General features: G+C 63.1%; 22 protein-coding genes. 11 read left to right on the top strand and 11 right to left on the bottom strand.

Going from position 1 to position 22777, the window contains the following annotated elements; all coding sequences use genetic code 11:
• Positions 1 to 16: 16 nt before the first annotated feature.
• Positions 17 to 877 (bottom strand): xanthine dehydrogenase family protein subunit M, encoded by an 861-nt coding sequence (locus HGP13_RS02790; RefSeq protein ID WP_172221207.1) that lies wholly within the window; start codon positions 875 to 877, stop codon positions 17 to 19.
• A gap of 288 nt (positions 878 to 1165) precedes the next feature.
• Here HGP13_RS02790 and pncA point away from each other — a divergent pair, with 288 nt between their 5' ends.
• Complete coding sequence (gene pncA / locus HGP13_RS02785) at positions 1166 to 1780, top strand: bifunctional nicotinamidase/pyrazinamidase (RefSeq protein WP_172221205.1); 615 nt, start codon at positions 1166 to 1168, stop codon at positions 1778 to 1780.
• Positions 1781 to 1829: 49 nt separating this feature from the next.
• A complete protein-coding gene (locus tag HGP13_RS02780; RefSeq protein WP_172234595.1) occupies positions 1830 to 3239 on the top strand; it encodes a sodium:proton antiporter in 1410 nt (469 codons plus the stop codon).
• Here HGP13_RS02780 and HGP13_RS02775 read toward each other — a convergent pair whose 3' ends face one another.
• The 8 genes from HGP13_RS02775 to gcvA all read right to left on the bottom strand — a co-directional run bounded on the left by HGP13_RS02775 (position 3240) and on the right by gcvA (position 12181).
• Positions 3240 to 3974 carry an ABC transporter ATP-binding protein gene (locus HGP13_RS02775; RefSeq protein WP_172221203.1) on the bottom strand — a complete coding sequence of 245 codons (735 nt, stop codon included), beginning with the start codon at positions 3972 to 3974 and terminating at the stop codon, positions 3240 to 3242.
• Positions 3971 to 4696, bottom strand: coding sequence for an ABC transporter ATP-binding protein (locus HGP13_RS02770; protein WP_172221201.1), 726 nt, complete (start codon positions 4694 to 4696; stop codon positions 3971 to 3973). The genes HGP13_RS02775 and HGP13_RS02770 overlap by 4 nt, the downstream gene beginning before the upstream one ends.
• A complete protein-coding gene (locus tag HGP13_RS02765; RefSeq protein ID WP_172221199.1) occupies positions 4693 to 5655 on the bottom strand; it encodes a branched-chain amino acid ABC transporter permease in 963 nt (320 codons plus the stop codon). The genes HGP13_RS02770 and HGP13_RS02765 overlap by 4 nt, the downstream gene beginning before the upstream one ends.
• A complete protein-coding gene (locus HGP13_RS02760) occupies positions 5652 to 6533 on the bottom strand; it encodes a branched-chain amino acid ABC transporter permease (protein WP_172221197.1) in 882 nt (293 codons plus the stop codon). The genes HGP13_RS02765 and HGP13_RS02760 overlap by 4 nt, the downstream gene beginning before the upstream one ends.
• A gap of 162 nt (positions 6534 to 6695) precedes the next feature.
• A complete protein-coding gene (locus HGP13_RS02755; protein ID WP_172221195.1) occupies positions 6696 to 8000 on the bottom strand; it encodes an ABC transporter substrate-binding protein in 1305 nt (434 codons plus the stop codon).
• 154 nt (positions 8001 to 8154) lie between these two features.
• The gene (locus tag HGP13_RS02750; protein ID WP_172221192.1) at positions 8155 to 9594 is read right to left on the bottom strand and encodes a hypothetical protein; all 1440 of its coding nucleotides are present in this window, start codon (positions 9592 to 9594) and stop codon (positions 8155 to 8157) included.
• Between the two features lie 171 nt (positions 9595 to 9765).
• Positions 9766 to 11070: a nicotinate phosphoribosyltransferase gene (gene pncB, locus HGP13_RS02745; RefSeq protein ID WP_172221189.1), complete on the bottom strand. Its 1305-nt coding sequence runs from the start codon at positions 11068 to 11070 to the stop codon at positions 9766 to 9768.
• A gap of 136 nt (positions 11071 to 11206) precedes the next feature.
• Positions 11207 to 12181, bottom strand: a complete 975-nt coding sequence (gene gcvA, locus HGP13_RS02740; RefSeq protein ID WP_172221186.1) for a transcriptional regulator GcvA — start codon at positions 12179 to 12181, stop codon at positions 11207 to 11209.
• Positions 12182 to 12379: 198 nt separating this feature from the next.
• Between gcvA and speB the strand changes: the two genes are divergently transcribed.
• The 6 genes from speB to HGP13_RS02710 all read left to right on the top strand — a co-directional run bounded on the left by speB (position 12380) and on the right by HGP13_RS02710 (position 17590).
• The gene (gene speB, locus HGP13_RS02735; protein ID WP_172221183.1) at positions 12380 to 13441 is read left to right on the top strand and encodes an agmatinase; all 1062 of its coding nucleotides are present in this window, start codon (positions 12380 to 12382) and stop codon (positions 13439 to 13441) included.
• A gap of 82 nt (positions 13442 to 13523) precedes the next feature.
• A complete protein-coding gene (locus tag HGP13_RS02730) occupies positions 13524 to 14333 on the top strand; it encodes a transporter substrate-binding domain-containing protein (protein WP_172221180.1) in 810 nt (269 codons plus the stop codon).
• 6 nt (positions 14334 to 14339) lie between these two features.
• Positions 14340 to 14996, top strand: a complete 657-nt coding sequence (locus HGP13_RS02725) for an amino acid ABC transporter permease (RefSeq protein WP_172221177.1) — start codon at positions 14340 to 14342, stop codon at positions 14994 to 14996.
• Positions 14993 to 15640: an amino acid ABC transporter permease gene (locus tag HGP13_RS02720; RefSeq protein WP_172221174.1), complete on the top strand. Its 648-nt coding sequence runs from the start codon at positions 14993 to 14995 to the stop codon at positions 15638 to 15640. The genes HGP13_RS02725 and HGP13_RS02720 overlap by 4 nt, the downstream gene beginning before the upstream one ends.
• Positions 15641 to 15926: 286 nt before the next feature.
• The gene (locus HGP13_RS02715; protein ID WP_172221171.1) at positions 15927 to 16529 is read left to right on the top strand and encodes a sulfotransferase family protein; all 603 of its coding nucleotides are present in this window, start codon (positions 15927 to 15929) and stop codon (positions 16527 to 16529) included.
• A gap of 197 nt (positions 16530 to 16726) precedes the next feature.
• Positions 16727 to 17590 (top strand): dienelactone hydrolase family protein, encoded by an 864-nt coding sequence (locus HGP13_RS02710; RefSeq protein ID WP_172221168.1) that lies wholly within the window; start codon positions 16727 to 16729, stop codon positions 17588 to 17590.
• Between the two features lie 53 nt (positions 17591 to 17643).
• Here HGP13_RS02710 and HGP13_RS02705 read toward each other — a convergent pair whose 3' ends face one another.
• On the bottom strand, positions 17644 to 18606 hold the full coding sequence (locus tag HGP13_RS02705) for an AraC family transcriptional regulator (protein ID WP_172221165.1): 963 nt from the start codon (positions 18604 to 18606) through the stop codon (positions 17644 to 17646).
• A gap of 209 nt (positions 18607 to 18815) precedes the next feature.
• Between HGP13_RS02705 and HGP13_RS02700 the strand changes: the two genes are divergently transcribed.
• The 3 genes from HGP13_RS02700 (at position 18816) to HGP13_RS02690 (ending at position 21147) form a co-directional block, all read left to right on the top strand.
• Positions 18816 to 19586, top strand: a complete 771-nt coding sequence (locus HGP13_RS02700) for an alpha/beta hydrolase (RefSeq protein WP_172221162.1) — start codon at positions 18816 to 18818, stop codon at positions 19584 to 19586.
• A 137-nt stretch (positions 19587 to 19723) separates the two neighbouring features.
• Positions 19724 to 20584 carry an alpha/beta hydrolase gene (locus HGP13_RS02695; RefSeq protein ID WP_172221159.1) on the top strand — a complete coding sequence of 287 codons (861 nt, stop codon included), beginning with the start codon at positions 19724 to 19726 and terminating at the stop codon, positions 20582 to 20584.
• A 68-nt stretch (positions 20585 to 20652) separates the two neighbouring features.
• The gene (locus HGP13_RS02690; RefSeq protein ID WP_172221156.1) at positions 20653 to 21147 is read left to right on the top strand and encodes a DUF302 domain-containing protein; all 495 of its coding nucleotides are present in this window, start codon (positions 20653 to 20655) and stop codon (positions 21145 to 21147) included.
• A gap of 188 nt (positions 21148 to 21335) precedes the next feature.
• Here the strand turns inward: HGP13_RS02690 and HGP13_RS02685 are convergent, their stop codons facing one another.
• The gene (locus HGP13_RS02685) at positions 21336 to 22739 is read right to left on the bottom strand and encodes an MATE family efflux transporter (protein WP_172221153.1); all 1404 of its coding nucleotides are present in this window, start codon (positions 22737 to 22739) and stop codon (positions 21336 to 21338) included.
• Positions 22740 to 22777: the final 38 nt, after the last annotated feature.

Genomic DNA, 22777 nt, shown 5'->3' with positions numbered 1-22777 from the left:
TCAGGCTGAGCTTTGCTCATGCTGCCACCATATGGTCATTCATCGGTCCGGCGGCCATCAATACGGCCCGCGCAACAATCTCGCGCACGGCGTCGAGCCGGTATTCGGCGCTGCCGCGCACATCGGCGATCGGTGACAGCTCCGTCATTGGTGCGGACTGGATCGCGGCAGCAAGCCCGCCATCTGCCGGCAACCCGCGTATCGCGGCCTCGACGCCGGCAAGCCGCTTGGCGACAGCCGAACACGATCCAACGGCAATCGCCGCTTCAATGACAGTGCCGTTCTCCACGACCAGACGCGCCGCCACCATGGCAATGGAAATGACAAGATAGCGCCGCGCGCCAAGCTTGACGAAAGCCGATGTACCGGCCGCAGCAGACTTCGGCACGCGTATCGCCGTCACCATCTCACCGGCCTGCAAAGCCGTGCGGCGGTTGCCAAGAATGAAATCCGGCAAGGGCAGATGGCGCGTTGCCGTTGCCGAACGCAGTTCGACCTCGGCATCGAGCACGAGCAGCCCCGGCACGCCATCGGCGGCCGGCGAGGCGTTGCAGAGATTGCCGGCGACCGAAGCGACGTTCTGGATCTGCGGCGACCCGACCTCGCGCGCCGCCTGTTTCAGCGCGTCAAAAGCCGGCGGCAGGGGATGGCGGATGATATCGGTCCATGTCGTGCGCGCGCCGATGACAAAGTGGTCATTCGTCTCAGCGATGCCGCGCAGCGCCGCGAGGCCGTTGATGTCGAGGACATTGTCACGGAACGGTTTCGCGCCCTGCGTCGGATAGAAATCCGTGCCGCCGGCAAGGATGCGCCAGGCGCCCTCGCCAAGCAGCGTGAGCGCTTCGTCGACCGTGGTGGGTTTCGCGTAACGGATCACGCTTTGCCTTCCCAGAGATGGGGCCTTCGCCGAAATTGGCCCTCCCAAGGCGTCTACCCGGGGATCGTTTTGCCGGTTTCTGGCCGGAAATTCATTCGTATGCAAATGATATCAAGCCGGTGGAAATTGTCAAAGCCAGAGTTTTGGCTGTTGTCCTTGACGGGGTGCATGCAACGAGATTGTTACGCCTTAGGCGGTTGACGCGGCCGGCCATCTGGTCAAGTTTCTGCCTCCGGTCGCGTTCGCGGCATTTTCCACTGGAGCATGACGTACAGAAGAGGGAAGCCCATGGCCGACGAAGCGCTTGTTGTCATCGACCTGCAGAACGACTTTTGCCCGGGCGGCGCGTTGGCCGTGACCGGCGGCGACGAGATCGTGCCGCTGGTCAATGATATGATCCGCCACGCCGACCATGTCGTGCTGACGCAGGACTGGCATCCCGCCGGCCATTCCAGCTTCGCCTCCAGCCATCCGGGCGCGCAGCCCTTCACGATGATCGAGATGCCCTATGGCCAGCAGACTTTGTGGCCGGACCATTGCATCCAGGGCAGCCTCGGTTCGGATTTTCATTCCGGCCTTGCCTGGACCAAGGCCGAACTCGTCATCCGCAAGGGATTTCGCCCCGCCATCGACAGCTATTCGGCCTTCTTCGAGAACGACCACACGACGCCGACCGGCCTCGGTGGCTATCTCAGGGAGCGCGGCATCGACACCATCACCCTGGTCGGCTTGGCGACCGATTTCTGCATCGGCTTTTCGGCGCTGGACGCCGTCAGCCAGGGTTTTAAAACCAACGTCCGGCTCGATGCCTGCCGCGGCATCGATCTCAACGGCTCGCTCGATGCCATGCTGCAGCGTATGCGCGATGCCGGCGTGACGCTCGAAGACCATCTGTCGGACTGAACCGACGGTGTGGCATCAGGGGGGCTTTTCGCAGGTCACCGTGGGCGTGATGGCCGGCGCTGCCATCGCCGTCGCGATGCTGTTCCCGGGAGCAGCCTTCGCGGCCGAGGAACACGCGCTGCCCGGCGCCTCGATGTCGCTGTGGTGGGCGCTGCCTTTTGCTGGCCTGCTGCTGTCGATCGCCACCGGACCGCTGCTGTTCCATCATGTCTGGGAGCATCACTACGGCAAGATCGCGGCCCTATGGGCGGCGCTGGTGATTGTGCCGCTGGCACTTGCCTTCGGTATGCCCTCGGCGACCGAGGCGGTGTTGCATACACTGCTCACCGAATACATGTCATTCATCATCCTGCTGTTCGCGCTCTACACGATTTCAGGCGGCATCCTGCTTGCCGGCAACATCCACGGCACGCCGCTGGTCAATGCCGGGCTGCTGCTGGTCGGCGCGCTGCTGGCCTCGGTCATCGGCACCACCGGCGCCTCGATGATCCTGATCCGGCCGATCCTGCGCGCCAATGACAACAGGCCGTTCAACGCCCATGTCGTCATCTTCTTCATTTTCCTGGTTTCCAACATCGGTGGCTCGCTGACGCCGCTCGGCGATCCGCCGCTGTTCGTCGGCTTCCTGCGCGGCGTCGACTTCTTCTGGACGACCGCAAACCTCTGGCACGAGACGCTGTTCGTTGGCGGCTTGGTACTGGCGGTGTTCCTGGCGATCGACATCATCCTGCATCGGCGTGAGGCAGGCGCGCCGAAGATCAAGGACCCGACACCGGATTCGAAGGTGCGCCTGCGCGGCCTGGCCAATCTTCCATTGCTGGCCGGAGTTATTGGCGCGATCCTGCTGTCGGCGGCCTGGAAGCCCGGCGTGAGCTTTTCCGTGTTCGGTGTCGGTCTCGAACTGCAGAACCTGGTGCGCGACGCCATCATCCTGGCGCTGGCCCTGCTGTCGTTCCCCCTCTCATACAAGAGCCACCGCGAAGCGAACGGGTTCAACTGGGGTCCGATCGCGGAAGTGGCGAAATTGTTTGCCGGCATCTTCATCTGCATCGTGCCGGTCATCGCCATCCTGAGGGCCGGTCATGAGGGCGGACTGGCGCCGCTGGTATCCCTTGTCAGTTCTTCCTCGGGCACGCCCAACAATCTTGCCTATTTCTGGCTGACCGGGGCGCTGTCGTCCTTCCTCGACAATGCGCCGACCTATCTGGTGTTCTTCGAGCTTGCCGGCGGTGATGCTCACCATCTGATGACGGAGTTCGCCTCTACGCTTGCCGCGATCTCGGCGGGCGCCGTGTTCATGGGCGCCAACACCTATATCGGCAATGCCCCCAACTTTATGGTCTATGCCATCGCCAGGCATCGCGGCGTCAGGATGCCAGGCTTCTTCGGCTATATGCTGTGGTCCGGGCTGGTGCTGATCCCGACCTTTTTGATCGCGGGCCTTCTGTTCTTCGGCTGATCAGCCGACGCCCACATAGCGGCGCACCGCCGACGGATCGGCACGCAATTCCTCGACATCCACAGTCTCGCGGTTGCGGCCGTTCTCGATGAACGAGACCCGGTCGGCGACCGACAGCACCGCATCGACGCGTTGTTCGACCAGGATGGTCGAGACGCCCATGTCGCGCAGCTTCGACACCGTCTCACGGATTTTTGCGATCATCGACGGCATCAGACCTTCGGTCGGCTCATCGAGCAAAAGCACCTGCGGTTCGAGGCAGAGCGCCCGCGCCATGGCCAGCATCTGCTGCTCGCCGCCCGACAATGTGCCCGAGCGCTGCCTGAGCCGCTGGCGCAGCAATGGAAAAAGGTCGAGGACGTTTTCCCGCGCGGCCTTGCCCTTGCCGCGCGCCATCAGCCCGATCTCGATGTTTTCCGCCACCGTCATTTCGGCAAACAGCCGCCTGCCCTGCGGCACATAGGCAACGCCGGCCTTAGGCACCTCATGCGCCGGCAGCCCGGTCAATTCCTGGCCGGCGAGCTTGATCGAGCCGGCACTTGAGGGAACCAGGCCCATGATCGCCTTCAGCGTCGTCGTCTTGCCGGCGCCGTTGCGGCCGAACAGGCACAGCACCTCGCCCTGGTTCAGCACGAGGTCGAGGCCGTAGAGCACCTGGACCTCGCCATAGAAGCAGTCCAGCCCCGCGATAGTGAGTGCTTGAGTCTTCGCCTCGGTTGTCTTTGTTTCAATCATGGGGCGGTCCCCAGATAGGCTTCCTGGACCGCCGCGTTCTCGCGGATCGCCTCGGGCGTGCCTTCAGCCAGGATCCTGCCGGCATTTAAGACGGTGATGCGGTCGGCCAGCTGCATGACGACAGGCATGTTGTGTTCGATCAGGAGCACCGTGGCGTCGCCGGCGATCTCGCGCACCAGGGTGATGAAATTGTCGATCTCAGAGTCGGCCAGCCCTTGCGTCGGCTCGTCGAGGATCAAAAGGCGTGGCTTCAGCGCCAGGCCCATCGCTACCTCCAGCAGGCGCTGGTGGCCATAGGACAATTGCCCGGCAGGCATATGGGCGCGGTCGGCAAGGCCGGTGCGTTCGAGTGCCGCCATGACGCCGGCCCTGACCGCGCCTTTCGAGCGGCCATCGCTCAGCGTCCGCTGCACCGGCAGCGCGACATTGTCGTAAGCACTGAGGTTGGCAAAGACGCTGGTGATCTGGAAGGTGTAGGCGATGCCTTGGCGCACCCTGATATAGGCCGGCAGGCCGGTGATGTCGGCGCCGTCGAAGACGATAGCGCCCGACGAGGGTTGGATGCGTCCGCTGACCAGGCTGACGAAGGTGGTCTTCCCCGCCCCGTTGGGGCCGATGACAGCGCGGATCTCGCCCGGCATCAAGGTGAAGTCGACGCCATCGACGGCGCGCAGGCCGCCGAAATTGCGCGACAGGCCTTTCGTCGTCAAAAGCGGCGTCATGGCAGCCACCCGAGCCAGCGCTGGCGAATGCTGCCCAAAATGCCTTTCGGAAAGAACAGCACCAGCAGGATGAGCGCCACGCCGACGATCAGCAGATAGGCCGATGTGTAGCCGCTGGTGACGTCGATGACATAGTACATGAAGACCGTGCCGATCAGCGGCCCGAGCGTCGTGGCGGCACCGCCGAGCAAGACCCAGAGCAGCGGCAGGATCGAATACTGCACCGAGGCGAAGCTTGAGCCGACATAGCCAAACAGCAGCGCATAGGCCGCACCTGACGCCGCACAGATCGTGCCGGAGACGACGACGGCTATCAGCTTGTTGGAGAAGGTGTAGTAGCCCAGCATCTTCGTCCGTTCTTCGTTCTCGCGAATGGCGACCAGCACCCGGCCATAGCGGGAGCGAACGATCGCCAGGGTGATCAGCAGCACGATCGAGAACAGCGCCAGTGCGCTCATGTAGCGCACGGTCGGATTGGTGAGATCAAGCAAGGTCGCGCCGAAAGTGAGGACGCGCGCCGGCTGCGGCACGACCATGCCCTGGTCGCCGCCGGTCCAGGACGCAAAGTAGAGGATCAGCAGAGAAAACACCTGCGCGAACATCATGGTGACGATCATGAATGCGACACCCGTGGTGCGCAGCGCCAGCAGGCCGATCACCAGCGCCAGCACTGCGCCGCAGGCAATTCCAGCAGCGAATGCTGCCGGCACGCTCCAGCCGAGCTGGATGACGGCAAGACCGGCACCATAGAGCCCGGCGCCGAAGAACATGGCATGGCCGAGGCTGAGCAGGCCGACATAGCCGAACAGCATGTTGTAGCCCATGGCGAACACCGCCAGCACCATGATGCGGGCGAGCAGGCCGTGATAATAGTCCGGCAGCAGGAAGCTCAGCATGAAGAGCAGCGCGATGACGCCGAGATGCAGCGCATAGGCCTTTGCCGGCGAAGCTTCACTCATCGCGATGCCGTCCCGAACAGGCCTTGCGGCCGGAACACCAGCACCATGGCGACCAGCAAGGTAGCGATGATCTTGGCCAAGGTCGGCGAGAAGAACATCGAGACGATGCCGTCCGACATGCCGATCAGCACGGCGGCGACGACCGTGCCGCGCAGCGAGCCGAGGCCGCCGATGATGACGACGATGAAGGAGAGCAGCAGCGGGTCCTGCCCCATCAGGTAATGCGCTTGGCTGATCGGCACGATCAGCACGGCTGCGATCGCCGCCAGCATGGCGCCAAGCGCGAAGACGCCGCCATAGACGCGGCCGACCGGAATGCCGAAGGCCTGCGCCGTCTCGCTGTCATACTGCGTGGCGCGCATGACGAGGCCGATCCTGGTGCGCGTCAGCACCAACCAGGTCGCGATCAAGAGAAGCGCGGATGCGGCTATGATCGACAGCTTGTAGCCGGAATAGCCGAACCACGGCAAAAGGATGCGGTAGTTGAACGGCGGCTCCACGGGCCGCGCCTCCGGACCATAGAAGGTCAGCGCCAGCTGCTGGATGATGTAGAGCATGCCGATGGTGGCAACGATGGTGGCTTCCGGATTGTAGTTGAGCCGGCGCAGCACAAGCCGCTCGGCGACCAGCGCAACGGCGCCGACGATCAAGGGCGCGATCACCAGTGCCGCCAGGAAGCCGAGCGCCGGATGGCCGCCGATTGCTGTTGTGATCGCCCAGGCGAGCACGGCGCCTAGCATGAAGAACTCGCCATGGGCGACGTTGACGACGCGCATCACGCCGAACACCAGCGACAACCCAAGTGCCGTCAGCGCCAGCACGGCTGAGGTGACAAGGCCTTCGAGGGCGGCGAGGAGAAGGTGGGGTCCGAAGTGCATTCAAGGGCGCCCTTACCCTCCCCCCTCGTGGGGAGGGTGACCGCGAAGCGGTCGGGTGGGGGGGGGTGGGGCATGGGCCGTCGCAGCCCCCACCCCGTCTCACAGGCTTCGCAATGCGAAGCCTGTTCGCCGACCCTCCCCGCAATGGGGGAGGGTGAGGCCTCACAGCGCCTGCTTCGTATAATCCCCTTCGGCCTCGTAAAGCCCGTCCTCGATCTTGGTCTTGTGCACGACCTTCAGCTTGCCGCCTTCGACCTTCGAGATGTTCTGGATGCCAAAGCACTGGTGGATCTTGCCGTTGAAGGTCTTTGCACCCTGCGGATGCTCCGGGCCTTCGGCGAAGGCGGTCAGCGCCTCGGTGGCCTCGACCAGCTTGGCACGGTCTTCCGGGCCCTTGTAGCCGGCGTCTTCCATCGCCTTCTTGACGACATAGAGCGTCTCCCAGCAGCCGAACATGTGCGCGGCGGTGGAGACGTCCTTGGGGTCGCCGACGGCGGCGCCATTATCGTCGATGCCGACCGCGGCGCGATAGGCCTTCTGCGCCTCGGTGTCATCGGCCTGCGCGTAGCGTGGCGAGCCTTCCCAGAAATGGCTGCCGTCCAAAAATTCCAGGCCGGGGCTGTTGATGTCGGTGGCCTCGAGCGAATCGATGAAGCCGAACAGCTGTGGCCGGTTGGAGCCGTAGAATTCGCCGAGCTCCTTGACGAAGGTGAGCACCGCCGGACCGACCATGACATGGTAGATCACTTCGGTCTCGGGCGGTATCTGCGGGAAATATTTGGTGAAGGACGATTCCGTCGGCGGGATGGCGATCTGGGCGATGACCTCGGCGCCCTGCGCCTTCAGTGCCGGCGGCAGGTAGTCGCGATGGTCGTAGCCGAAGGCGAAATCGGGGAAGATCTGTGTCACCTTCTTGCCGGCATTGGCCGCGATCCACGGCGCCATCGACTGGATCTGGCTCTTGACGTCGGTGATGCCGGGCTGGAAGACGTAGCGGTTCAGCTTGGTCGAGGCGACGTGGTGGCCTTCGCTGACGACAAAATAGGGCATCTTGTTTTCGCCGGCGGCGGGCGCCGAGCCGATGACGACGTGCGAGAACAGCGTGCCGAAGACGATGTCGGTCTTGTGCTGGGTGGCGAACTTGCCGACCACTTCGGCGCCGCGGCCGGGGTCGGTGCCGTCATCCTCGATGATGACCTCGACCTGACGGCCATTGATGCCGCCGGCGGCGTTGATCGCCTTGACCGCCGCGGCGGTGGTCTTCTCATACCAGCGGCCATAGGCGGCACCGATGCCGGTGCGGTGCGATTGGAAGCCGATCTTGATAGGCGCCGAACTCTGCGCCTGCGAGTAGCGGACGAAACCTGGCGCGACGGCCAGGCCGGCGCCGGCGGCCAGGCCCTTCAGCGCCGTGCGGCGGGTAAGGGCAGTCTTGGACAGGTCGAAAAATCCGTTCTTGTCAGCCATGTTCGTTCCCCTGTTTTTCAGTCTTGACCAACGATAAGGCGGCTTCGGCATCCTCGCTCAGAGGAGGCGAAAAATTGCATGTGTACAAACTAAATCACCAAAGCCTTGATGTGGCAAGCGAGCTTTCCCCAACGATATCGGGGCCGCCCTTTTCTCATCCGGCGGTCGGTGTGGCAAGCAACCAAAGGCCGAACCCCGTATAGGCGATCATCAGCAGCGTGAGCGGAAACTGGCTGAGCGCGGCGCGGGCAGGCTGCGGATGCCGGCGCCAGGCGAAGCCGTGGGCGACGAGGACGGCGAGCACATGGCCCAGGATGATGGCGCCGGCCTGGATGTTCCACAGCCACCAGGCCGACTCCGCGCCGGCGACGATGCCGGCTTCGATTGGCATGTCGGCGGTACCGAACAGGTTCCAGCCCAGCGCGAACGGGTCGGACAGGGAGGCTGCCGCATATTGGCCATCGACCAGCAGCGCCGTTAGATAATGCGCGACATGATAGGCGAGCGCGATCGGCACGATCGACCACACCAGCAGGCCGGCTGCCCGGACGAGCGGCTGATCGCCGCCTGCCAGACGCTGGCCAAGGATGACGGCGAGAGGGAACACCGCCGCCAGCAAAAGGAATGTCAGCACGAGCCCGAAAGTGCCGCTGCCGATCACGGCGGTGCGGCCGGGGAATTCGAGCGGGTTGACGCCGAACAGGCCGAGCCAGAAGAAGGTTTTCGACAGGCCGTCGAAAGAGACCGAGGACAGGGCCAGCAGCAAGAAGGCGACGCCGCTGGGCGGCAAAGGCTCGCCGGCGAGCAGCTTGGCGCCTGGCCAGCACATCGCAAGCCGGCCTTCCTCATCGCGCTCGACCGGCGCGAAACGCGCCACCATCGCGAAGAAGATGGTCAGGAACTCGCCGCTGCGGCTCCACTGGGGATAGCCGAACGCCAGCATGGTGAGGAAAGAAAACAGCCAGTAGAGGCCGGCGGCCCATGCAAGGCGAGCCGGATCGTCGGGCGCCGGATCGATCAGCTCGAACCAGGCAAAGGCGAAAAAAAAGATGACCGCCGGCCAGCAGCCGATCCATTGGGGGAGGCGCCATGACCCCTCATCGCCTGTGCCGAGAAGGCGCTGCGCGAGGCGCCACGGCCCATACCAAGGGTTGAGCCACGACCAGAGGTCGCCGAAGACGCCTTGCAGCAAGGTGACGCCGGCCCACAGCAGCGTCCAGATCACCAGAGGCAGCGGGTTGGAGAGCGGGTCGCGGCTGCCGAAAAAGCCGGCAGCAATGAGGATTGCAAAGCCGGCAAAGGATATCAAGCTGACGGCGGCGCGGGCGCTGTCGCCGAGGGTGAAAAGCGGCAGTCGCCGGCGCCAGAAACGGTGAAGGGAAGCCGCAGGCAGCAGCGCCAGCACGAGGAAGCTGACCGCTACGGCGAATGCGCCGCCGGTGAGGTAGTAGCCGGTGGGCAGGAGCAGGACGTGGCCACGGTCGGAGGCATGGGCGAAGGCGGCAGTTGGTGAGAAGAGCCACAGCGCCACAGGTAGTATCGCCAACAGCGGACGACGGCGCTCTACGGCGCCCCCCTCTGTCCTGCCGGACATCTCCCCCACGAGGGGGGAGATTGAACTTCATCTCCGCCCTCACCAATCTCCAACGTCGCAAGAAAAGCGCCGATCGAGCGAGCTGCCAATCTCCCCCCTCGTGGGGGAGATGTCCGGCAGGACAGAGGGGGGCGTGAAGGAACTCGAACTATCTATGAGTCCCATGTCAGCTCAAACCTTGACCAGATGCTCCACGCGGTCCTTCGCCCCAAAAATCCTGAGATAGCGCTCGATCTCTTTCTCGTCCCCCGTCGCCTTGGCCGGGTTGTCGGAGAGCTTCACCGCCGGCCGGCCATTGGCCTCGGTGACCTTGCAGACCAGCGATATCGCGTCGAGGCTGTTGGTCTCGATCGGCGCGCAGCCTTCGAAATCATTGGTGAGGTTGGTGCCCCAACCGAAGGACATGCGCACCTTGCCCTTGAAATGCCGATAGGTCTCTTCGATGGTTTCCACTTCGAGCCCGTCGGAGAAGATCAGCAGCTTCTGCCTGGGGTCCTTGCCCTTCTCGCGCCACCAGGACAGGATTTTTTCGCCGCCCTCGATCGGCGGCGCGCTGTCGGGGCGGAAGCCCGTCCAGTCGGCCACCCAGTCCGGCGCGTCGCGCAGGAAGGAGGCGGTGCCGAAGGCGTCGGGCAGCACGATCAGCAAATTGCCGCCATAGTAGCGCTGCCAGTCCTGCAGCACCTTGTAGGGCGACTGCTTCAGCTCCTTCTCTGAGTTGGCCAGCGCAGCGAACACCATAGGCAATTCATGCGCGTTGGTGCCGAGCGCTTCGAGGTCGTTGTCCATCGCCAGAAGCACGTTGGAGGTGCCGGCAAAAGCCTCGCCGATGCCTTCCTTGAGCGACTCGACGCACCAGCGCTGCCAGAGGAAGGAATGGCGCCGGCGGGTGCCGAAGTCGGAAATGCGGATGCCGGGCAGCGCCTTCAGCCGCTCGGTCTTGGCCCACATCTTGGCCTTGGCGCGGGCATAGAGCACATCGAGCGCAAAGGGCCCGAACGCCCGCATGGCCGCGCGGGAACGGAGCTCATTGATAATAGCCAGCGCCGGAATTTCCCACAGCGTCGTGTACATCCACGGCCCGCTGAAGGTCAGCTCGTACTGGCCGTCGCGCCTGCACAGTTCGTACGCCGGCAACCGGAAATTCTCCAGCCAGGCCAGGAATTCCGGTTCGAAGATCTGCTTGCGGCCGTAGAAATTGTTACCGCCAAGCCAGATCATTTCCTTCTTCGAGAAGCGCAGCGTGCGGGCATGGTCGAGCTGTTCGCGCAGCTCGCCCTCGTCGATCTCGTCGGCCAGCCGCACCGAAGTGGTGCGGTTGATCAGCGAGAAGGTGGCCTCGACCTTGGGATACATGCCCCAGATCATCTGCAGCATCAGAAGCTTGTAGAAGTCCGTGTCGAGCAGGCTGCGCACGATCGGGTCGAGCTTCCAGGTGTGGTTGTAGACGCGCCGCGCAATATCGGTCTTTGCCATATCTGGTTACCGCCTTCGCTGCCTGCCACCCACAATCGCGACAGGCCTCATAGCATCGAATTGGCTAGAACGCTGCCCGCTTTCAAGCTGGCCCGACAAAAAGAACGGCCTGCATATGACCGTGGACAGGCCAATCTCAGCCTGCGGACTTGGCACCGATGACCTTAAGCTGCGGACGCTTGCGGCGGCTGATGATGCGCCCCGCCACGGGAGCGTCGGCGCGGCCGTCGTCCCCGGCCTTCTCGGCGAACAGCCAGTCGATGAACACCTGCACGATCGGTGTGGTCCGCATTTCGTTGCGGCAGACGATGTAGAATTCATCGACCGCCGGCACCGACAGGCTGAACGGCGCGACCAGCATGCCCCTGGCCAGCAGCGCGCTTGCCGTAACGGAATCGCCCAGCGCCACGCCATGGCCGTGCACCGCGGCTTCGGTCGCCATGCGTGCATCGCCCAGATAATGGCGGCGGCCGCGCTCGAGATCCAGTGCATCGGCGGTTGCCAGCCAGGTGTGCCATTCGCGGCCGTCATCGCCATGCAGGAAGACATGATCGGCGAGATCGCGAACGCTGCGGATCGGCCGGTTGTTGATCAAGGTCGGGCTGACGACGGGAAACAGTTCAAGGCCCGACCATTTGCGCATCCAGCAATCGGCCCAGCTGCCGTTGCCGTAGTGGACGCAGACATCGATATGCGGCGCGCGGATATCCCTGGGATCGTTGGAGGGGATGAGCGTCAGCTGGATGTCGGGATATTGCGCGGTGAAGCTGCCCAGCCTCGGCGTCATCCACAGAAGCAGCAGCGCCGGCACGCAGGACACCGACAGCGCGCCGCTGCTGGCCGGCCGCGTCAGCCGCTGCGTGGCGGCGGCGATGCCGTCGAAGGCTGTCGACACCGCCGGCAAAAGCTCCGCGCCATGCGGCGTCAGTTTGACCCTCTGGCCGACACGCTCGAACAGCTTGACGCCGAGCGACTGCTCCAGCGCCTTGATCTGGTGGCTGATGGCGCCATGCGTGACATTCAACTCACCCGCCGCCTTGGTCAGCGAGCCATGGCGCGCCGTAGCCTCGAAGGCGCGCAGCGGGTTCAGGGGTGGCAGGCGCTTGGCCATGATGCTCCACATCTTTGTGAGATTTTCTCACAGGAAACACCCTAACAATATCAATTGATTTTTCAATGCGGCTGCCGGACACTTCAGCTCGGAACAAGCATCAAGACGTGAAATTTGCAGGCAGCCCGCGGGACAGCGACCCGGCCAGTTCGCTTGAGGTCGCCGACGGTCGCACTGTATCAGCCAGGAGGAACGGATATGGGTTACGATCGCGGCAAGCTCGACGCGTTGCGTCGCAAATATGGCGAGAGCCATGGCGGCGAAATGTTCGACCCGAAGTTCCGCAAGGTCGCCGACAAGATCTTTTCCAAGAGCGGCACCAGGCTGGCGCCCTATTCCGGCATCCCGACCTTCCTTGCCGCGCCCTACCGTGAAATCGCCGCTGAGAACCCGGATTTCGGCGATCTGCAGGTGGCCATGATCGGCGTGCCGATGGATCTTGGCGTCACCAACCGCCCGGGTTCCCGCTTTGGGCCGAGGGCGCTGCGCGCCATCGAGCGCATCGGCCCCTACAATCACGTGCTGGAATGCGCCCCGACGCATGAGCTTCGCGTGGCCGACATCGGCGACACGCCGTTCCGCAGCCGCTACCGGCTGGAGATCAGCCATGAGGATATCGAGCGCCGCACCAACCAGATCGTCGATGCCGGCGTCATTCCGCTGTCGGTCGGCGGTGACCATTCGATCAGCCATCCGATCCTGAAGGCGGTCGGCAAGAAGGCTCCGGTCGGCCTCATCCACATCGACGCCCATTGCGACACCAGCGGCCTGTTCGACATGACCAAGTTCCACCATGGCGGGCCGTTCCGCAACGCGGTGCTCGACGGCGTGCTCGACCCCACCCGCACCATCCAGATCGGCATTCGCGGCTCGGCCGAATATCTGTGGGAGTTCACCTACGAGTCCGGGATGACCGTGGTCCACGCCGAAGAGGTGACCGGGTTGGGCATTCCCGCCATCATCGAGAAGGCGCGCAAGATCGTCGGTGACGGCCCGACCTATGTCTCCTTCGACATCGATAGCGTCGATCCGGCCTTCGCTCCGGGCACCGGCACGCCGGAAGTCGGCGGGCTGACGACGCGCGAAGTGCTCGAACTGCTGCGCGGCCTCAAGGGCCTCAACATCGTCGGCGGCGACGTCGTCGAGGTCGCGCCGCAATATGACGCCACCACCAACACGGCGCATGCCGGCGCCCAGGTGCTGTTCGAGATATTGAGCCTGATGGTGTTCAGCCCGGCTATCACAAGCAAGGGCGCCTGATTTTCACAAAGTAAAAGCGGCCACCGCGCTGGAGCCGGCGGCCGCTTCAAACAAATCAAAAGCTTCCAGAAGGGGAATACCAATGACAATCCAAAAAACATTGAAATCATCCATCGCCGCCATCCTGGTGCTGGGTGCCGCCGGCTTCGGCTTCGCGACGCAGGCCGCCAATGCCGACGCGCTGGCTGACATCACCAAGGCCGGCACCATCAATGTCGGCGTCTTCGCCGATTTCCCGCCCTTCTCCTCGGCCAGCGCCGATATGAGCCTCAAGGGCTACGATATGGATGTCGCGCAGTACATCGCCGACACGCTCAAGGTGAAGCTCAACCCGGTCGCCGTCACCGGCCAGAACCGCATCCCCTATCTGAACGACCATCGCGTCGACATATTGATGAGCGTCGGTTACTCGAAGGAGCGCGAGCAGGTCATCGACTTCGCCGCCGCCTACGCGCCCTACTACATCGCGGTGATCGGACCGGCGGCGATGACGGTCAAAGGCAAGGAAGATCTTGCCGACAAGTCGATCGCCGTCAACCGCGGCACGCTCGAGGACACCTCGCTCACCGAGGCCGCACCCGCATCGGCCGACATCAAGCGCTTCGACAACTACAATTCGGTCATCCAGGCCTTCATCTCCGGCCAGACCCAGCTGATGGTCGTCGGCAATGATGTCGGCGCCCAGGTGCTGGCCAAGCAGGATGCGCTGAAGCCGGAGCAGAAGTTCCAGCTTTTGACCTCGCCCTCGCATATCGGCCTCAACAAGAACGAGGACGCTCTGAAGAAGGCGGTCAACGAAGCCATCGCCAAGATGCTGGCCGACGGCAAGCTGGACGAAAGCTCGAAAGCCTGGCTGAAGACGCCGCTCAACCCTGACAACCTCAAGGATTGAGTTTCCGTGGCCTTTGCCTGGCTCCCGGGTGCCGTGGGCGACATCGCGCACGGCGCGGTGACGACGATCCTGCTGATCGCCGTCACCACGCTGGCCGGCACGCTGCTCAGCATCCTAGGTGCCGCCGGAAGGCGAAACGGCCCCGTGCTGCTCAAGCGGGGCATCGCCTGCTATGTCGAGGTGATGCGCAACACGCCATTCCTGGTGCAGTTGTTCTTCATCTTCTTCGGCCTGCCGAGCCTCGGCATAAGGCTCGACCCGATCCTGGCCGCCATGCTGGCGATGACGCTCAACATGGCAGCCTATACGATCGAAATCGTCGGCGCCGGCCTTGATGCCGTGCCGGGCGGGCAGACGGAAGCCGCCCTGGCGCTGGGCTTGAGGCCCCGCCAGGTGTTCATCAAGATCGTGCTGCCGCAGGCGCTCAAGATCATCTATCCGGCGCTGACCAGCCAGATCGTCATCATGATGCTGGAGTCCGCCGTGGTCTCGCAGATCGCGGTGCGCGAGCTGACCTATGAGGCCGACATGCTGCAGGCACGCACCTTCCGATCCTTCGAGACCTATTTCGTGGTGACGCTGGTCTACCTCGCTCTGTCGATGGCCTTGCGCCGGCTTCTGGTCACCGGCGGGCGCCGCGCGCTCGGAGCTGGCGTGTCATGATCGAATTCACCTTCTGGGACATCGTGCGCAACCTTCTGCTCGCCGCCCGCTGGACGGTGCTGTTGTCGCTGGCCGCCTTTGTCGGCGGTGCGCTGGTTGGATTGGCGGTGCTGTTTTTCAGGATCTCCAAGAATAAATGGAGCCGGCGCATCGCCTCCGGCTACATCGCCCTGTTCCAGGGAACGCCGCTGCTGATGCAGCTCTTCCTGATGTTCTTCGGCCTGCCGATGCTCGGCCTGCGCATCGAGCCCTGGACGGCGGCGGTGCTTGGCCTCACCTTCTTCGCCAGCGCCTATCTCGCCGAGATCTGGCGCTCCGGCGTCGACGCGCTGCCGCGTGGCCAATGGGATGCCGGCGCCAGCCTCGGCCTGCACTATCTCCAGGAGCTCAGGCTGATCATCCTGCCGCAAGCGTTCTCGATCACCCGAGCGCCGACGGTCGGCTTCCTGGTGCAGCTGATCAAGTCGACGGCGCTGACCTCGATCATCGGCTTCGAGGAGCTGGTGCGGACCTCCAACGCCATCAACAACGCCACCTTCGAACCGTTCAAGGTCTACGGGCTGGTGGCGCTGATCTTCTTCGTCATGTGCTTCCCGCTGACGCAATACGCCCGTTCGCTGGAGAAGCAGGCGGCGTCGCGCTGAGCCGAAGGCATCTTGTGTTCGGCACCATCGGCGGCGAGTAACGCCGGATATCGCAAATGACAGCAGGGCCGGCAACGACCCGACGACCACGGGCGAATACGCGCCCGGGACCGGTCGACCCGAACTATGCCCAAGACAGGCATATTATTCACAGTTAATGTTATCCCGCCGCAGGCAGACGACAGCCGATGAAGAGTGCGTCGGACCTTTCCGTCCCTGACGGAAACCGCCTGCGGATGGTGTTCGCAAGCGGCTGATCTGGCTGCGGCCTGAATCTGGGGGGACAATGGCGATAAGGGTAATTGGAACGGGCTTTGGCCGGACAGGAACGGATTCGATGCGCGAGGCCCTGACGATCCTTGGCTTCGGCCCCTGTCATCACATGTTCGAAGTCATGGCCAATGAAGACCAGAAGCGGCTTTGGCGCGCGCTGGCGAAGGGCGCGCCACCGGACTGGAATAGACTGTTTGCCGGCTACGTGTCCTGCATCGACTGGCCATCGGCGCACTATTGGCGCGATCTGATTGAGTTCTATCCGGACGCGCGGGTCGTCCTCACGTACCGTTCGCCCGAAAGTTGGTGGGAAAGCTTCGAGAAAACGATCCTTGCAGGCATCAGCCAGAGCACGGATCAGGAATCGCTGGGTCTTGCCTTGATCTCCAGGCAGGTCTTCGGCGGCCGCCCGCACGATCGCGCCAATGCCATAGCCGTCTACGAAGCCAATATAGGCGCGGTCATTGCGACAGTGCCGCCGGCTCGGCTGCTGGTCCACAATCTGGGAGATGGGTGGGAGCCGCTTTGCCTGCATCTCGGTGTGTCGGTGCCGGACCAGCCATACCCCAATCGCAACAACACCAAGGACTTTCAATCGACTCTCGCACTGAACTAGCATGATCGGTTTCAAGGGACGCTTTCGCCGTCTCTTCCTCCGTGGCGGCACCAGCTAGACCCTTCCGGATCTATCGCGCTCGACCGATCTTGCGATTTGACCTAGTCGGCCCTTTCGCCACGCAACCGTGATTTGCGAGAAGCCGGCCTGCGCCTCACTGTGAGCATAACGGCTTTCGGCAGGGAGGGGCTTCAGCGATGCAGGCGAAAAATCTTGTCGTTCTCGCGGGCCTGTTTGCCCTTTGGACGGCCCAGCCCGTCATAGCCGCCGAGCAGGCACCGGAAAGCGTCAGCATTCCGGCTGACGGCAAGGACGAGCCGGCGACGCTGGACGCAAGGCTGTTCAAGCCGCAGGGGCAAGGGCCATTTCCGGCAATCGTCGCCATGCATGGTTGCAGCGGCCTGTGGAGCAGCAAGAACGGCGCGGACCTCAGCCCGCGCCATGCCGATTGGGGCCAACGCCTGGCCGCGCTCGGCTATGTCGTGATCTTTCCGGACAGTTTCGGCTCGCGCGGACTGGGCCCGCAATGCACGAACGGCGACCGGGAGGTCGAGCCCTATCGCGAGCGGGTGGAGGACGCCAACGCCGCCCGCCGCTATTTGCAGACGCTGCCCTATGTGAAGCCTGCCGCCATCGCCTTGCTTGGTTGGTCGAACGGCGGCTCGACTGTCCTGTACACGGTTCGGCCGAAGGACAGACCGAAGGCTGGCTCACCGGACTTTCGCGCGGCGGTCGCCTTCTACCCGGGTTGCACGGCCCCGGCCGAAAAAGGCGATTGGGCGACCCGTGTGCCGCTCCTGATTGTGATGGGCGAGGCGGATGACTGGACTCCGGCCAAGCCTTGCAAAACGCTGGCGGACGCCAACCCCGACAGCGTGAAGCTCGTCCTCTATCCCGGCGCCTATCATGATTTCGACAATGAGGCGCAGAAACTGCACGAACTGCATGGGTTGGCCTACACCGCCAATGGCGACGGTGTGGCGCACACAGGACTGAATCCGGCTGCCCGTGCGGCAGCACTCAAGGACGTGCCCGATTTCCTCGCCGTGCTGAAGCAGTAGGGGGACATCAGATCTACCTGACAGTCGTCGGGCAGATGCCAGCTTGGTCGTGGTCAATCGGCGACTTCTGCTTCCAGAACGCCTCCTTGCCTTCGGCAGCCGTCAGACCGGCGAACTGCTCGATAGCGGCCAGGCGATAGGCCGTGATGTCGATGGAACAGCTTCGAAAACGCGGCCGGGGTCTCGTAGCCGACACGGGTCGCAATCCGTGCAATCCCCTCGTCGCTTGTTTCGAGCAGAAACGCGGCCTCCGACATCCGGCGTGCGATCAGATAGCGGTACATGGACTCGCCAACAAGCTTGGTGAAGCGAGCCGAAAACGCCGAACGACCAAGTCCCACGCTTTGCCCGAGATCGCCTAGCGTCCAGGGCCGCTCCGGCCGTTCGTGGATCAACTGAAGTGCCGGTCCTATGTGTGGGTCCGCCATCGCCCCCAGCCACCCGCCTTCTCCGGGGCCGAGCGACTTGATCCAGCTTCGCAAAACCTCGACGAAGAGCACTTCAGTCAGACGTGAGAGCGCGACGCCTTGTCCGGGACGCTCGAACGCCGCCTCGTTCACCATGCGTTGCAGAATCGCCTCGAGCCATCCTCCGTCTTCCGTCGGCTTCAGGAGAAGCAGGGGCGGAAGCAATTCCAAAACGCTACCGCGCGAAGGCCGTGCCACAGTGAAATTACCGCAGATCATCGTCGCAAGCGGCTGCTCGCCGCCTCCATGACGAATGAGGCCAAGACGCCCGTCTAGTCGATCGATGTCGAGTATCGGTAACGGCTCCGTCCGGCTATCCGAGTAGATCACATGGGGCTCGCCACGCGTGACGACAACAAAGTCGCCCTCGGTCATGTGGAGCTCTCGTCCCTGTTCGAGCGCGAGGGTAGCCGAGCCGCTGCTGAGATAGTGGAACAGGGCGTAGGGGCGCTTTGGCAACGCGAGATTCCAGGGATGGCCGAGTTCGAAGTGGAACAGCAAGGTCCCGCCAAGACGAACGCGATCCAGCACTTCAGCGAGGATATCCATCCTCCCGATGTTAATACGACGGACGGTCAGACACAATATTCGGACGATTGATGCCTAACGTCCGAACGCTCCATGTACTAACTGATCGCAAGTCGAGCCAACAAGTCACGCGGCAAAGCTCAAACGGCAGATGGAAGAACCGCGACTTTTGCCGACACGCCTGCCCTTCCTCGGACCCGCGTCGTCCGTCATCTCAACAGGAGCAATCAATGCGAAATCTTCTACTTTCCGTCGCCACCGTCCTCATGGCCGGAGCAACAATTTCCGCCCCCGCCCAATCGGCTCAACTGCCCAAGGGAGCGGCTCATAATATCGTGCTCGTCCATGGCGCTTTCGTCGACCAGACGAGTTGGAAGCCGGTTGCCGATATCCTCACGAAGAAGGGCTACAACGTAACGCTCGTCGAAAACCCGCTCACCTCCCTCGCAGCGGACGTCGATGCCACCAAACAGGCGCTCGCGAAACAGAAGGGCAAGACCGTTCTCGTTGGTCACTCCTGGGGCGGCGTTGTGATCACGCAAGCAGGTGACGATCCGAAGGTCTCGGCGCTCGTCTATGTCTCCGCATTCGCCCCCGAAGTAGGACAATCCCTGGCCACCCTGGCCAAGAGCGGTCCAGCAACCGAAGGCGGCGTGGCTATTCATCCCGACGAAAAGGGCGACCTCTACATCGATCCCAAAGTGTTCCCTTCGGCAGTCGCGGCCGACCTTCCGCCGGAGATCGCCGAATCCCTGGCAAACCATCAACTCCCGTTGAACCACACCGCATTCGAGGCTCCCGTCGATACGGCAGCTTGGCACGATAAGCCGACATTCTATGTGATCAGCACGAAGGACAAGGTCATCGCCCCCGAGGTCCAGAAGATGTTCGCCAACAGGATGAAGGCCCAGACGACCGAGGTCGCCGGCAGCCACGCCTCCCTCGTCGTCCACGCGAAGGAAGTCGCCGCGGTGATAGAAAAGGCCGCACTCGTGAAGTGAGGATACCGCTCCCGGCACTTTCGTGCCGGGAGCATCGCGCGTGCTCGGCGGACTACGCAATGCCTTGGACCGCGAGCGGCTCAGACCTGGCAAAAAACCGCACCAGTTTATTTTACGCCAAGCATCCGGAGGATGACATGACTGAACTCGACACCGCGAGCCAGGACGACGCCACGCTAGAAACGGCGCCCACCCGTTACATCGAAGGCAGCGGGATCCGCTTTGCCTATCGCCGCCTCGGCCCATCGTCCGGAACGCCGCTGGTTCTCCTGCAGCATTTTTCGGGCAACATCGATGCATGGGATCCCGCGGTCGTGAATGTCCTGGCCGCCGATCGCCCGGTGATCGCCTTTGACAACGCCGGGGTCGGCCGCTCGACAGGCCAAACGCCCGACAATATCGAGGCGATGGCCCGAGACGCGGTCGCCTTGATCAATCTGCTCGGCCTCTCCCAAGTCGACCTGCTGGGCTTTTCTCTCGGCGGCTGCGTCGCGCAGCAGATCGCCGCCAAGCAGGGAACGCTGGTCCGCAAGCTCATCCTCGTAGGCACCGCTCCGAAAGGCGGAGAGGAACACCTATTGGCGGTTCTGCAGGACGCGTTTTCCCAAACCGAGGCGCCGGACCCCCGCCTGCCGCTGTTCTTCACGAAGTCGTCCGCCAGCCAGTCGGCCGGCCTGGCGTTTCTGAAGCGGGCGAAGGTGCGCAAGGAAGATCGGGATACCGATAACGGCAGCACGGTGACCGATCCGCAGGCCAAGGCGCTGATTACCTGGTGCGCCACTCCTGATCCCGAGCACGCCACTCTGCGCGCCATCCAGCAGCCCGCCCTTGTGGTCAGCGGCAGCCACGACACCATGCTGCCGGCGGACAACGCCTACGCAATGTTCAAGGCCCTAAGCAACGCCCAGTTGGTCCTCTATCCCGATTCAGGCCACGGCTCGCTGTTTCAGTACCCCGAATTGTTCGTCAGCCACGCCCGAACCTTCCTGGAAGCGTAATCGGTGCTTGCATAATCGCGGCGCGATCGGTTGCACTTTTATTCTTGAGAGCTGTTGCGGAGACAGAAATGACAATTGCAAAGGTCGAGGTTGAGCGCTTCAGCCTGACGTGTTCCAAACCATTCGACGCCGTTGTGGCCGCGCTCAAGTCAGCGGTCGGGCAACCTGACATGGTCGAATTTTTCAAGTCGACGAGGGCTGCAAATTCCTTCTCGGATTTGGAGCGCGTTGTGCAAAACGGCCTGGGCCGCACAGGTCTCATGCTCTTCACGGAATTCGACTTGGGCGCCATTCTGCGCCGCGAAACTGGGCTCGACACTCCTAAAAGCATGCGGTTTTTGGTGGGCAATCCACTCATCATGAAAGAAATGGTCAAACACGTTCCCGATGCTGGATCTTACGCTCCAGTCACAGTCCTTGTTGATGAACGTCCCGATGGCGTGCATGTCTCCTATGACAAAATGGAGAGTTGTCTGCTCCCTTATGGTAGTTTGGAGGCCCTTGCTGTCGCCCGCAATCTTGATGCGAAAATCACAACCTTGCTACACGAATGCGCAAGCTAAACTCTCCTGATGACGCTTCTGACGGATGGAAGGGAGAGTCCGTCCCGAAAACGCATGGGCGCGGCGACCACCACTTCGAACGACCGGCATGCGGCGCTTAGCGGACGTTTCGCAGCACTCCTAAAGGCTCCATTCAATGAGCCGCAACGTCAGGACATGACGGCCGCCAAACCGGCGGCCGTTCTATTTCAATGCCCAACTGCCAGCGGCGTCGCGATCCTATCCCGTCGCAGCCAGCGCCCCAGCAGCAGCGCCGCCACCACGGCCAGCCCCGTCGACAGGCCCATCCAGATGCCGACGCCGTGGAAACCGAAATGGAAGGCGAGCAGCACGCCGAGCGGCAGGCCGACGCCCCAATAGCCGATCGCGGCATAGATCATCGGCACCTTGGTGTCGTGCAGGCCGCGCAGCATGCCGGCGGCGACCGCTTGCGCGCCGTCGAAGACCTGGAAAAGTGCTGCAAAGGCCAGGAACGAGACGGCAAGCGCGATCACCCTGGCATTAGCCGGGTTGGCGAGATCGATGAAGGCGCTGATCAGCGGATGCGGCCACAGGATCATCACCAGCCCCATCAGCGCCATGAACGAGACGCCGATGACGAAGGCGGTCCAGCCGGCGCGCGACACGCCTTCCTGATTGCCGGCGCCATGGGCAAGCCCGACGCGCACCGTCACCGCTTGGTTGAGGCCGAGCGGCACCATGAAGGAGATCGAAGCGATCTGGATCGCGATCGCGTGCGCGGCGAGCGAATCCGCGTCGATCAGGCCCATCAGTAACGCCGCCGCGTTAAAGATCGTCACTTCGAAAGCCAGGATGCCCGCGATCGGCAGGCCAAGCCGCAGCAGGCCCTTGAAGCGCGGCCAGTCGGATCGCCAGAAGCGACCGATGAGATGATAGCGCCGGAACTTCTTCTCCAGCATCACCACGACAGCCATGCCGACGAACATCAGTGTGCTGGACAGCGAGGTCGCAAGGCCCGAGCCTGAGATGCCCATGGCCGGCACGCCGAGATTGCCGAACATGAACACCCAGTTGAAGAAGACGTTGCAGGCAACGGCGACGAAGACAATGACCAGTGCCCAGCCCGGCCGTTCCAGTGCCGAAATGAACGAGCGCAGCACGATATAGCCGTAGAAAGGCAGCACCGCCCATTCGAGCCAGCGCAGATAGATGCCGGCCTGGTGCGCCAGATCAGGCTCCTGGCCCATCGCCAGCAGGATCGCCTCGCCGTGCCAGAGCACGAGCCAGATCGGGATCGAGATCAGGATCGCCAGCCACAGGCCCTGGCGCACGGTGCGGCGCAAATCACGCACCGAATGGCGGCGGCGGCCGAGCTCGGTCGCGATCATCGGTGACGTCGCCAGCATCAGGCCAAGGCCGAAGATCAGCGGCATGAAATAGAGGTTGGCGCCAAGGGCGCCGCTGGCCAGCGTATCGGCTCCGAGACGTCCCATCATCATGACGTCGGTGGCCGTCATCGCGGTCTGGCCGAGATTGGTCAGCACCATCGGCCAGGCCAGCGCCAGCGTTGCCCTGATTTCCTGACGCCAAAGATTTTCCGGCGCGCGAGCGCCGGCTTCGATCGCAGACATTGTTCCGCTCTTTCCAGATACGGCACGTCGGCAAAGCG

It is taken from the genome of Mesorhizobium sp. NZP2077, from assembly GCF_013170805.1.
In the GTDB taxonomy this organism is placed as follows: domain Bacteria; phylum Pseudomonadota; class Alphaproteobacteria; order Rhizobiales; family Rhizobiaceae; genus Mesorhizobium.
The sequence above is the reverse complement of the archived record's forward strand: the minus strand, read 5'-3'. Positions and strand labels throughout refer to the sequence as shown.